General features: G+C 66.4%; 11 protein-coding genes and 1 pseudogene. 1 reads left to right on the top strand and 11 read right to left on the bottom strand.

Translation table 11 applies throughout. From position 1 onward, the window contains the following. Window positions 1-77 precede the first annotated feature (77 nt). Window positions 78-1,160: a C40 family peptidase gene (locus ACM6JT_RS17060; protein WP_407970626.1), complete on the bottom strand. Its 1,083-nt coding sequence runs from the start codon at window positions 1,158-1,160 to the stop codon at window positions 78-80. Between the two features lie 238 nt (window positions 1,161-1,398). After that, the gene (locus tag ACM6JT_RS17055) at window positions 1,399-3,201 is read right to left on the bottom strand and encodes a PhoH family protein (RefSeq protein ID WP_034181240.1); all 1,803 of its coding nucleotides are present in this window, start codon (window positions 3,199-3,201) and stop codon (window positions 1,399-1,401) included. On the opposite strand from ACM6JT_RS17055, the pseudogene ACM6JT_RS17050 reads away from it, so the two are divergent. Beyond that, window positions 3,097-3,341: pseudogene (locus tag ACM6JT_RS17050) on the top strand (hypothetical protein); the annotation flags it as partial. The gene ACM6JT_RS17055 and the pseudogene ACM6JT_RS17050 overlap by 105 nt on opposite strands. A 192-nt stretch (window positions 3,342-3,533) precedes the next feature. Here ACM6JT_RS17050 and ACM6JT_RS17045 read toward each other — a convergent pair. The 9 genes from ACM6JT_RS17045 to ACM6JT_RS17005 all read right to left on the bottom strand — a co-directional run bounded on the left by ACM6JT_RS17045 (window position 3,534) and on the right by ACM6JT_RS17005 (window position 11,895). Then, window positions 3,534-3,995, bottom strand: coding sequence for a peroxiredoxin (locus ACM6JT_RS17045; RefSeq protein ID WP_006756046.1), 462 nt, complete (start codon window positions 3,993-3,995; stop codon window positions 3,534-3,536). Window positions 3,996-4,102: 107 nt separating this feature from the next. After that, a complete protein-coding gene (locus ACM6JT_RS17040; protein WP_034181241.1) occupies window positions 4,103-4,999 on the bottom strand; it encodes a polysaccharide deacetylase family protein in 897 nt (298 codons plus the stop codon). Window positions 5,000-5,012: 13 nt separating this feature from the next. Then, window positions 5,013-6,068 carry a bifunctional UDP-4-keto-pentose/UDP-xylose synthase gene (locus tag ACM6JT_RS17035; RefSeq protein WP_051983717.1) on the bottom strand — a complete coding sequence of 352 codons (1,056 nt, stop codon included), beginning with the start codon at window positions 6,066-6,068 and terminating at the stop codon, window positions 5,013-5,015. Continuing rightward, a complete protein-coding gene (locus ACM6JT_RS17030; protein WP_414856895.1) occupies window positions 6,065-7,012 on the bottom strand; it encodes a formyltransferase in 948 nt (315 codons plus the stop codon). The genes ACM6JT_RS17035 and ACM6JT_RS17030 overlap by 4 nt, the downstream gene beginning before the upstream one ends. Beyond that, window positions 7,009-8,046, bottom strand: coding sequence for a glycosyltransferase (locus ACM6JT_RS17025; RefSeq protein ID WP_034181243.1), 1,038 nt, complete (start codon window positions 8,044-8,046; stop codon window positions 7,009-7,011). Before ACM6JT_RS17025 ends, ACM6JT_RS17030 begins: the two co-directional genes overlap by 4 nt. Before the next feature lie 6 nt (window positions 8,047-8,052). Further along, window positions 8,053-9,204 (bottom strand): DegT/DnrJ/EryC1/StrS family aminotransferase, encoded by a 1,152-nt coding sequence (locus tag ACM6JT_RS17020; protein ID WP_034181244.1) that lies wholly within the window; start codon window positions 9,202-9,204, stop codon window positions 8,053-8,055. Between the two features lie 131 nt (window positions 9,205-9,335). Further along, the gene (locus ACM6JT_RS17015) at window positions 9,336-9,707 is read right to left on the bottom strand and encodes an SMR family transporter (protein ID WP_034181245.1); all 372 of its coding nucleotides are present in this window, start codon (window positions 9,705-9,707) and stop codon (window positions 9,336-9,338) included. A 13-nt stretch (window positions 9,708-9,720) separates the two neighbouring features. Next, the gene (locus ACM6JT_RS17010) at window positions 9,721-11,397 is read right to left on the bottom strand and encodes a glycosyltransferase family 39 protein (protein WP_034181246.1); all 1,677 of its coding nucleotides are present in this window, start codon (window positions 11,395-11,397) and stop codon (window positions 9,721-9,723) included. A 123-nt stretch (window positions 11,398-11,520) separates the two neighbouring features. After that, window positions 11,521-11,895 carry an Mth938-like domain-containing protein gene (locus tag ACM6JT_RS17005; RefSeq protein WP_034181247.1) on the bottom strand — a complete coding sequence of 125 codons (375 nt, stop codon included), beginning with the start codon at window positions 11,893-11,895 and terminating at the stop codon, window positions 11,521-11,523. Window positions 11,896-11,921 lie beyond the last annotated feature (26 nt).

The raw sequence follows: 11,921 nt of genomic DNA, 5'->3' as shown, positions 1-11,921 counted from the left end.
GAGGCGAGGAAGTTTGCGACGAACGGCGGGGCTGCGGCGGATACTGCCGAGGTTGCCGTTGGAATTTGAGCGCCGGGTTAGTAACTTCCGTTCGCGAACCGGGCAATCGGATCGTCCGCGGTGCCGGTGCGCGGGCTGACGGGCGCGGATTGCGTCGACGCACGCAGCACCTGCACGGGCTCGGTGCTGCGCGGCGTCGTTGCGGCTGCCGCGGGCGGCGGTTCCGCATCGAATGCGGCGGCCTGGGCGGCCGTCAGTGCCGTCGTCGGAATCTGCGTGCCGGCTTCTGCCGGGCCGGCCGGCGCTGCATTCGCCGTCATCGCGGTCAGGCCGCCATCGCCATTCGCCGACGTTGCCTGTTGCCGGGCTGCCTGCACGCGCGGCGGCGGCGGTTCGTACGGATCGGCGGGCGCGACCGCAGGCGCAACTGCGGCGGTCGTCACGGCCTGCGCGGCCGGCATGACCGGAGCTGGAGACTGCGTCGCTCCGGCTTGCGACGAAGCATAGGCAGGCGGCCGCGGCGCGGCGGCAGTCATGACGGGGGCGGGCGCAACCACCGGCGGGTTGCGCGGCTCGTCGCGCTTCGCCTCGTAGGTCGGCGCATCGAACGGCGTGGGCGTCGCGCGCGGCGGCGCGACGCGGCGAATGCCGTCGAAACGCTTGGCCCAGTACGGGTTCGTCAGGTAGTCGAGCCGCACGGTGCCGCCCGTCGACGGTGCGTTGACGAAGCGCAGCTTGCCGACATAGATGCCGACGTGCGAATGCGGCCGCCCGGTCGTATTGAAGAAGATCAGGTCGCCCGGCGCGATCTGCTCGGGCTCGATCGACACGCCGCGGCCGCTCATGTCGGCGGTCGTGCGCGGCAGGTTCACGTCGGCCGCGCGGCCGATCACGTAGCGCACGAGTCCGCTGCAGTCGAAGCCGCTCGTCGGCGTATTGCCGCCCCAGCGATACGGGACGCCGACCAGGCTCATCGCCTGGATCGAGATTTCTTCCTGGCCGACGCTGTGATCGACGAATTTCGGGAAATTGGCGGGAGCGGGGAACGCGCGCGGCGTCGTGATCTTCATTCCCGGCTCGCGCGATGCCGACTGCGGCGGCATGCTGGAGCAGGCCGCAAGCAGCGAAACGACGGCGACGGGAACGCAGATTCGAAGCATGACAAGGCGGGCGAGCGCGGCGCGCTCGCGAATCGTATGACAACAGACAGGCCCGATGGTAGACGCTCCGGCGGGGCTTAAGCAACCATTCTTGAGAATTTACTTGAAGTTTCACGCGTAAGTGAGGCTGTTGCGTGACGATGCGTTACCTGAGTTTTCGACCCCAAATAAAAACGGCGCTCCGGAAAACGGAGCGCCGCGATGCGTCGAAAGCCGGCGGGTGGGCCGGCCTGCCGCGTTACAGGATGTCCGACGCGTAGTCGGCGAGCCGCGAGCGTTCGCCGCGCGCGAGCGTCACGTGGCCGCTGTGGCCCCAGCCCTTGAAGCGGTCGACGACGTAGGTCAGGCCCGAACTGCCTTCGGTCAGGTAAGGCGTGTCGATCTGCGCGATGTTGCCGAGGCACACGATCTTCGTGCCGGGGCCCGCGCGCGTGACGAGCGTCTTCATCTGCTTCGGCGTCAGGTTCTGCGCCTCGTCGATGATCAGGTACTTGTCGACGAACGTGCGGCCGCGCATGAAGTTCATGCTCTTCACCTTCAGGCGCGAACGGATCAGTTCCTGCGTCGCGGCACGGCCCCATTCGCCGGCAGCGTCGTCGGTCTTCTGCAGCACTTCGAGGTTGTCGTCGAATGCGCCCATCCACGGCTGCATCTTCTCTTCTTCGGTACCGGGCAGGAAACCGATGTCCTCGCCGACGGGCACGGTCGCGCGCGTCACGATGATCTCGTTGTAGCGCTTGTCGTCGAGCACCTGTGCGAGGCCGGCCGCGAGCGCGACGAGCGTCTTGCCGGTGCCGGCCTGGCCGAGCAGCGTGACGAAGTCGATCTCGGGGTTCATCAGCAGGTTCAGCGCGAAGTTCTGCTCGCGATTGCGCGCGGTGATGCCCCACACGTTGTTCTTGTGGTGGCTGTAGTCGCGCAGCGTCTGCAGCAGCGCCGTCTTGCCGTTCAGCTCGCGGACGATCGCGTGGAACGTCGGTTCGCCGTTCTGCGGCTCGAGATAGACGAACTCGTTGACGAGCATCGACGCGACGAGCGGGCCCGTCACGCGGTAGTACGTGGTGCCCGTCTTCGTGTCCTGCCAGCTCTCCATGCCCTTCGCGTGCTTGGTCCAGAAGTCCTGCGGCAGTTCGCGCACGCCGTTGTAGAGGAGATCCGAGTCCTCCAGCACCTGGTCGTTGAAGTAGTCTTCCGCGGGCAGGCCGAGCGCGTGCGCCTTGATCCGCATGTTGATGTCTTTCGACACCAGCACGACCTGACGGTCGGGCCGGTCGCGCTGCAGCGCGCGCACGACGCCGAGGATCTGGTTGTCCGCCTTGCCGGTGGGCAAGCCTTCGACGGGTGCGATGTCGGCGAGCTTCGTCTGGAAGTACAGGCGGCCGAGCGCCTCGCGGCTGCCGAGGCGCGACAGCGGGATGCCGGCCGTGATCGCGCCCGCATCGGCGACGAGTGCGTCGAGCGTGCGGCTGACCTGGCGTGCGTTGCGCGCGACTTCGGACATCCCCTTCTTGTGGTTGTCGAGTTCCTCGAGCGTCATCATCGGCAGATAGACGTCGTGTTCTTCGAAGCGGAAGAGGCTGCTCGGGTCGTGCATCAGCACGTTGGTGTCGAGCACGAACAGTTTCTGCAGTTCGGCGTCGGCGGGCTTGCGGCCGCGCGATTTCGTCGCCGCACCGGCATCGCGCGCGGGAGCCGCGGCCGGTTTGTCAGCGGCCGGCTTGTCGTTGCGCGCGACGACCGGCGCCGCGGGTGCGGCGGGCGCCGGCATCGGCTGCAACAGTGCGGCCGTCTGTCTGGTCTTGCGGCCGCGTGCGGGTGCGCTCGCGGCATCTTGCGCCGAAGACGCGACGGCGCGCAGCGGCGCGGCCGTGTTCGCGGCTTCGATCATCGGTTGGGCCACGCTGGCCGGACCATAGTCACCGGCTGTGGATGCGTCCCCTTCGGCGGATTTCTTCGCGGCTTTCGCGGGCCGCGCTTTCGCCTTGTATTCGTCGGGCGGCAGAAGGCTGCCGAGCTTGCTGGGGGGAGTAGGCAAAGGCATGGTGTCCCTCGGGAGGAATCGTGTCGCAAGGCGTGCGCCGCTGATCGCATCCTGCGTGACGTAGACGCATGCAGTTTGCGCGCGGTGGCGCACAGGAATTTCGTCTAGCCGGTTCGCCTAAGTGTCGATCAGCTCCTTGACGGGGTGAGGGCCGGACCGAGGGCCGGCGCGCAATCCATAAAAAAAGCCGCTGCCCCGTCGACTGGGGCATGCGGCTCGGCTGATACCGTCGTGATGCGCGTCAGGTGCCGGGAAGCATCGCATCGAGCACCGGCGCAGCTACGAGAAATATGGGGCGAACTGGCATTCATTGCGGCCCAATATAACGCGCCTCAAAGCGCTTGTACAGCACTTAGCACGTCGTCCACATGACCCGGCACCTTGATGCCGCGCCATGCCTGACGCAGTACGCCGTCGGCGTCGATCAGGAACGTCGAGCGCTCGATTCCGCGCACTTCCTTGCCATACATTTTCTTCATCTTGATGACATCGAACAGCGCGCACAGCGCTTCGTCGGCATCGGAGATCAGCGGGAACGGCAGTTCGAGCTTTGCCTTGAAATTGTCATGCGAGCGCAGGCTGTCGCGCGACACGCCGATGACTTCCGCACCGGCTTTCTTGAACTTCGGATAGAGATCGCGGAACTGCAGCCCTTCGGTCGTGCAGCCCGGCGTGTTGTCCTTCGGATAGAAGTACAGCACGAGCTTCTTGCCCTTCAGGTCGGACAGCGAAATGTCGCCGCCCGTGGCCGGTGCGGTGAAATCGGGAACTTGACGGTCAACTTCGACAGACACGTGTTTCTCCTGTTGTTATGGAAAGGCGCCGCTGCGGCGCGGTTCGGCGGGGCGCCGCGGCAGCGCGCCGCAAGGGCGCGGCGGGCGACGCCGGCTCGCGTGCGAACTCAGTCGGGCTGGACGATCAGTTCGCCGGAGCGGCCGGGGATTTCGCCCCACGTGACAGGGTACGATGGCAGCGAGTCGCGGTCCAGCGTCGCGTGGTAGTCGCCCATCGTCGCAAACGTGTGGCCTTGCGCGCGCCAGCCGGCGAGCAGTTGCTCGAACACGGGCGCGAGCTTCTGGCCTTCCAGTTCCGCGTGCAGCGTGAACACCTGGTCGTGCGGATTGGTTTCGGTGAACCTGAGGATGTGCGCGGCGACGTTGTGCGTGTCGACGCCGTCGATGCCGAGCACTTCGTCGAGCGTGGGCAGCGTCGTCGGCATCTGCACGTGCGACAGCGTGCGGCCGCCGACGACGGGCAGGTACGGCGAATGGCCGCGGCCGTCGGATGCGTAGCGCATCCCCCATGCGTCGATCTGCTCGAACGCAGAGTCGTTCATCTGCCAGCCGGCCGCGCCGTGCGTGACGGGCGGCGTGCCGAAGATCTCGATGAAGCGCGCGTGGCTCTTCTGCATTTCACGCGCGGTCCAGTCGCGATCGCGCACGCGGACGTTGTCCTGCCAGTACACGTGATCCCACGTGTGGATCCCGCATTCGAAGCCGGCCTCGTGGATCGCGCGCATGTCGGAGATCGCACGGCGGCCGATGTCGGGGCCCGGCAGCAGCACGCCGTACATCAGCTGCTTCACGCCGTAGTGCTCGACCACCGACGTGCGCGACACTTTCTTCAGGAAGCCGGGGCGGAACACGCGCCGCAGCGCCCAGCCCGTGTGATCGGGCCCGAGGCTGAAGAGGAAGGTCGCGCGCGCACTGAAGCGGTCGAAGATGCGCGCGAGGTTCGGCACGCCTTCGCGCGTGCCGCGCAGCGTGTCGACGTCGATCTTGAGGACGATGCGAGCCAAGCGAGCGTCCCGATCAGCCTTGCTGTTCGACGAGCGCGCGCGCGTCGGCGACGTGGCCGCGATACGCCTCGAAGATGTTGCGCAGCGCGTCGTCGAACGTCGCTTGCGGCGCCCAGCCGAGCTCCTGCATCGTGTTGTCGATCTTCGGCACGCGGTTCTGCACGTCCTGGTAGCCGTTGCCGTAGTAGGCGCCGGACGTCGTCTCGACGAGCTTCACCTGCTTGGCCGAATCGGCGTACTCGGGGAATTCCGCCGCCAGTTCGAGCATCTTGTGCGCGAGCTCGCGAACCGAGAAGTTGTTCTTCGGATTCCCGATGTTGTAGATCTTGCCCGATGCGACGCCGTTCTTGTTCTCGATGATCTTCATCAGCGCGCTGATGCCGTCGCCGATGTCGGTGAACGCGCGCTTCTGCGAGCCGCCGTCGACGAGGCTGATGTTCTCGCCGCGCACGATGTGGCCGAGGAACTGCGTGACGACGCGCGAGCTGCCTTCCTTCGGCGTGTAGATCGAGTCGAGGCCCGGGCCGATCCAGTTGAACGGACGGAACAGCGTAAAGTTCAGGCCTTCCATCCCGTAACCCCAGATCACGCGGTCCATCAGCTGCTTCGAGCACGCGTAGATCCAGCGCGGCTTGTTGATCGGGCCGTAGGTGAGGGCCGATGCATCCGGGTCGAACTGCTCGTCCGAGCACATGCCGTAGACCTCGGAGGTCGACGGGAACACGAGGTGCTTGCCGTACTTGACGGCCGAACGCACGATCGGCAGGTTCGCCTCGAAGTCGAGCTCGAACACGCGCAGCGGCTGCTGGACGTAGGTGGCGGGCGTCGCGATCGCGACGAGCGGCAGGATCACGTCGCACTTCTTCACGTGATACTCGACCCACTCCTTGTTGATCGTGATGTCGCCTTCGAAGAAATGCATCCGCTCGTGGTTGACGAGGTCGCCGAGCCGATCGGTCTGCATGTCCATGCCGAACACTTCCCAATCGGTGGTTTCAAGAATGCGCTTCGACAGGTGATGGCCGATGAAGCCGTTCACACCCAGGATCAGGACTTTTTTTGCTTTCATGAATGACGGGAAGAATGAATGAACTGCGCGAATTCCGCGGGCGTCACGACGGTTTCGCTGCCGTCGCGCTGCTGCCACAGCTCGAGAATGGATAGGGCGCGGCTGTCGCCGCAGACGCCGAATAGCGCATTATCGCTTACGTGCAGGCCGGGCGGCAAATCCGCCGCGGCGGCCGCTGCCGCGCTACCGGGCGCCGCGAGACGCGCGCGCGCGATCACGAAACGCGTGCCGCCGACGTCCGTGAACGCGCCCGGATACGGCGGCGCCACCGCGCGCACCAGGTTGTAGATCTGCGCTGCCGGCTTCGACCAGTCGACGCGGCCGTCCTCGGGCTTGCGCCCGCCGAAGTAACTGCCGGTCGCGAGATCGTTCGGCAGGTGCGCCGCCTCGCCCGCGAGCAGCGCGGGCAGCACGCGCCAGAGCGTCTGCTCGGCGGCCACCGTGACCTTGTCGAACACCTGCGTGGCCGTGTCGTCCGGCAGGATCGGCACCGCGGTCTGGCCGATGATCGCGCCCGCGTCGGGCTTCGCGGCCATTTCGTGCAGCGTCGCGCCGGTTTCGGTCTCTCCGTTCAGCACGGCCCAGTTGGTCGGTACCCGACCCCGGTATTTCGGCAGCAGCGAACCGTGCATGTTGTACGCGCCGCGCGGCGCGATCGCGAGCAGGTCCACCGGCAGCATGTGCCGGTAGTAGAACGAGAAGATGAAATCCGGCTGCGCGTCCGATACCGCGCGGCGCAGCGCCGGATCGGCAGGATCGGCCGGCGTGACGACCGGAATGCCGTGCTCGGCCGCGACGGACGCGACGCTGCCGAACCAGATGTTCTCGTTCGGATTGTCCTCGTGCGTGACGACAAGTGCGACGTCGACGCCGCGCGCGAGCAGCACCTGCAGGCACCGCACGCCGACGTTGTGATACGCGAAGACGACCGCGCGCGGCTTCATTGCGCGGCTCCCGTGCGGTTCGCGCCGGCCGGCACCGCCGGCATGCCGTCGTGCTGCTCGAGCACGGCCTGGATCAGGTAGCGCGGCCGTGCGCGCACCTGCTGGTAGATGCGGCCGACGTATTCGCCGAGCAGGCCGAGCGCGAAGATGATCACGCCGAGCAGGAAGAACGTGATCGCGAACAGCGTGAACACGCCTTGCACTTCCGCGCCGACGATGAAGCGCCGCACGAGCAGCAGCACGAACAGCGCGGCGGAGCCGAGCGACAGGATCACGCCGATGAACGACAGCCACTGCAGCGGCACGACCGAGAAGCCCGTCACGAGGTCGAAGTTCAGCCGGATCAGGCTGTACAGCGAGTATTTCGACTCGCCCGCGAAGCGCTCCTCGTGCGCGACCTCGATTTCGGTCGGCTTCTGCGCGAACGTATAGGCCAGCGCGGGGATGAACGTGTTGACTTCGCCGCACACGTTGATCGTGTCGATGATGCGGCGGCTGTACGCGCGCAGCATGCAGCCCTGGTCGGTCATCTTGATGCGCGTGATGCGCTCGCGCAGCCGGTTCATCATCTGCGACGCCTTGCGCCGCCACAGGCTGTCCTGACGCTGCTTGCGGATCGAGCCGACGTAGTCGTAGCCCTCGCGCATCTTCGCGATCAGCTTGCCGATTTCCTCGGGCGGATTCTGCAGGTCGGCGTCGAGCGTGATGACAATCTCGCCGCGCGATTGCGCGAAGCCCGCGAGGATCGCCATGTGCTGGCCGTAGTTGCCGTTGAGCAGCACGACGCGCGTCGTGTCGGGGCGCACGTGGAACTGGTCGGCGAGCATCGCGGCCGAGCGGTCGCGGCTGCCGTCGTTGATCAGGATCACTTCGTATGACGTGTCGAGTGCGTCGAGCGCCGGATACAGCCGCGCGAACAGCGCGGCGAGGCCGTCTTCCTCGTTGTACACGGGGATGATGACCGATACTTCGGGCCGGCCGGCGTCCAGGTGCCCGGCGCCCGGATGCCCGGCGCGTGCTTCAAGGTGACTCATGTACGCTTATTTTCCGTATTGTTCACAAATCTGGTTGATGGCGTCGACCACGCGACGCACGTCGCCCTCCGTCATCTGCGTGAACAGCGGCAGCGTGACGGTCGACGCGCCGTACCGTTCGGCGTGGGGGAACATGCCCTCCTTGAAGCCGCGCGCACGGTACAGCGTGAAAAGATGGATCGCCGGGTAGTGGATGCCCGTGCCGATGCCGCGTTCCTTCATCTGCGCCATGAACTCGGCGCGCGGGATCGACAGCCGCTCGAGCGGCAGCGTGATCTGGAACATGTGCCAGTTGCCGTTCTCGAATTCGGCGACCGGCAGGCCGACGCCGAGCTTCGCGGCCGGGCCGCCGTCGAACGCGGCGAAATACGCGCGCGCGAGCGCACGGCGCTGCGCGGTGAAGCGCTCGAGGTGCGGCAGCTGGCCGAGGCCGACGCGCGCGGCGACGTCGGTCAGGTTGTACTTGCCGCCGAGCACGTCGCAGTCCATCCCGTCGAAGCCCGTGCGCGTGATGCCCTGCAGCCGGTACTTCTGTGCGAGCGTCGCTTCGTCCTCGTTGTTCAGCACGAGTGCGCCGCCTTCGATCGTCGTCAGGTTCTTGTTCGCGTGGAAGCTGAACGACACGATGTCGCCGAACGCGCCGATGCGCTTGCCGTTCCACGTCGAGCCGAGCGCCTGCGCCGCATCTTCGATCACGCGCAGGTTGTGCGCGCGCGCGATCGCGTACAGGCGGTCCATGTCGACCGGCAGGCCGGCCAGGTAGACGGGGATGATCGCCTTCGTGCGCGGCGTGATCGCCTGCTCGAGCTTGTCGAGGTCGATGTTGCGCGTGACGGGATCGATGTCCGCGAACACGGGCGTCGCGCCCGTCTCGAGGATCACGTTGCTGGTCGAGACCCACGACGCCGGCGTCGTGATCACCTCGTCGCCGGCGCCGACGCCCGCGATGCGCAGGCCGATCTCGAGCGTGCAGGTGCCCGAGTTGAACGCGCGGACCGGACGGCCGCCGCAGTATTCGGACAGTGCCGCTTCGAATTTCTGGCACTGCGGGCCGGTGGTGATCCAGCCCGAGCGCAGCACTTCGACGACGCCCTGGATGGTTTCCTCATCGATCTCGGGGCGGGTGAACGGCAGAAACGGAGCGGTAGTCTGGCTCATGAACGCTTTTGGCCTGTAATGGCGTGTAATAAAAGGGTCGGGCAATCCCGTCCGAAACCGGCATTAAACACCGGTTGGCGGATTCGTACCGTGATTTTTTGTAGGCAGACGCTTAACGCCGCGAGGCATGCTCAGCTTCGTGCAAGCACGAGCACCCCGATCAAAATGATGCCGATGCCGACGAGCCGCTGGACCGACAACACCTCGCCGAACAGGTACCAGGCCGCGAATGCGTTGACGACGTAGCCGAGCGACAGCATCGGGTACGCGATCGACACGTCGACCCGCGACAACCCGAGGATCCAGACGACGACGCTCAGCACGTAGCAGCTCAGGCCGCCGATGATCGGCAGCTGGGTCGCGATCTTCAGGCCGACCGGGATGATGTTCGCACGGCTGAATTCGAAGTGTCCAACGGCGTTGACGCCGGCTTTCAGCAGAAGTTGCGCACAGGCGTTGAGCATCACGCCGGTGATGATGCAGACGAACGAAACGGGATTCATGCGGCGGGCGTCCTTACGATTGCGGTTTCTCGACGATCACGCGGCGGTTGTCGCGCGCGATCACGCGCATCGGCACGCCTTGCTTGACCAGCGCGTCGTACTGGCCGGGCGGCATGATCGCGAGCGCATGGGTTTCCTGTTTCCAGCGCGTGATCCATTCGTTGACGGTCGGAATCCATTTGTTCGGCTCCACCGAGATCCCGAACGCGAGTTCGTCCTGACGCTGGACCATGATCGTCGTGTGGCCCATATAGAACGGGAACGTGTGATCGAGCATCTCGATCGAGTAGAACGGCGTGTCGGGCGGCAGCTTCGCCAGTTCGGCGCGCACGGCGGGCGCGAGTTGCGCGCCCGAGCTGTAGCGGCCGAACTCGTCGTGCCCGGTGCCGCCGATCGTGCCGAACGCGAGCCAGGCGGCGCCGAACGCGGCGATCGCGGCGGCCACGCCCGCGCGGCGGTTCAGCCACGCGGCCGCGAGCGTCAGCGCGGCCGCGATCGCGAGGCCCGCGTACAGCCACATCTGGAATGCGCGGTACAGCGCGTTCGGCGTGCGGGCATCGCCCTGGTACGCGAGGAAGATGATCCCGAATGCCGCGGCGACGAAGAACACGAGGTAGCCGAGCAGGTGGCGGCGGAACCGGTCGGCCGACACCAGCGGCAGGTACGCGCCGATGATCAGCGCGAGCGCCGGCGCGATCGGCAGCACATACGAGATCAGCTTCGAATGCGACGCGCTGAAGAACAGGAAGATGAACGCGCTCCAGATCAGCAGCACGAGCATCGGCGAGAAGCCGTTCGGCTGGCGCGGCATCCGCAGCGCATGGCGGATGCTCTGCCACGCGACCGACAGCCACGGCAGGAAGCCGACCAGCAGCACCGGCACGAAGTAGTACAGCGGTCCCGGGCGGTTCTGTTCCGGGGTCAGGTAGCGGCGGAACTGCTGGACGATGAAGAAGAAGTTGAAGAACTCGGGGTTGCGCTGCTGGACGAGCACGAACCACGGCGTGACGATCGCGAAGAAGATCACGAGGCCGCTGACGAGATACAGGCGCTTCCACAGCGCCCAGTCGCGCGCGATCAGCGTGTAGAGCACGAGCACGGCGCCGGGCAGGATCAGGCCGACGAGGCCCTTGGACAGCACCGCGAACGCCATCGCGGCCCAGCACGCCCACATCCAGCCGCGCGCCGCGGCCGGGCGCAGCCCGGGCCGCTGCGCGAGCAGCAGCGAGCACAGCGACAGCGCCATCCAGAACGCGAGCCCCATGTCGAGCGCGTTGAAGTGGCCCATCAGGTTCCAGTACGGCGAGCTCGCGAGCACGACGGCCGCGAGGAAGCCCGACAGCGGGTTGAACAGGCGCGCGCCGGTGAAGCCGACGAGCAGCACGCCGGCAAAGCTCACGACGGCCGTGTAGAGGCGCGCCTGCCATTCGCCGATGCCGAACCATGCGAACGTCAGCGCGTTCAGCCAGGTCTGCAGCGGCGGCTTCTCGAAGTACTTGTAGCCGTTGTAGCGCGGCGTGATCCAGTCACCGGTGACGAACATCTCGCGCGCCATCTCCGCGTAGCGGCCTTCGTCGCTCGGGATCAGGTGGCGCAGCCCGAGCGGCGCGAACCAGACGATCGCGAGCGCGACGAGCAGGAGGACGAGCGTGATGCGATTGAGCGGTAGCCTCGACGGCGTATCGTTCATGGGTTTTCAGCCTGTTGGTTGTTGTGACGGGCCGCCGGCGGGTTGCGCCGGGGGCGGGCGGCCTGGCCGGGCCGATCCGGGGATCGACCCGCTGCGCCGGCCCGAGTTTTACCGCATCGGGGATTAACGTTCAATTAAGAGCGCAGCGGCGACCTTGCGGCCCTCGGCCATCAGGATGTTGTAGGTGCGGCACGCGGCCTGGAAATCCATCGTCTCGACGCCGATCCGCCTGGCCGTGAGCGCGGCGACCAGCCGCGGGTGCGGGAAGCGCAGCCGCGCGCCGCTGCCGAAGATCACGAGTTCGGGCGTCGGGTCGAGCAGCATCGCGAAATGCTCGGGCGCGAGCGCGTCGAACGACGACACGGGCCATGCCTGGACCGGCGCGCCGGGCAGCACGATGACGCTCGTTTCATGGCGTTCGAGATTGACGTCGACATAATCGGGGCCGTAGCCGGTGACGGTGTTGAGCGCGCCGCTCGCGTCCTGGTGCAGTTTCAAATCGGTATTCCGCGGTTCCGTAGGGG

Source organism: Burkholderia sp. IT-111MI5 (genome assembly GCF_949752865.1).
GTDB lineage: Bacteria > Pseudomonadota > Gammaproteobacteria > Burkholderiales > Burkholderiaceae > Burkholderia > Burkholderia pyrrocinia_C.
This window is presented reverse-complemented; position numbering and strand designations above follow the sequence as displayed.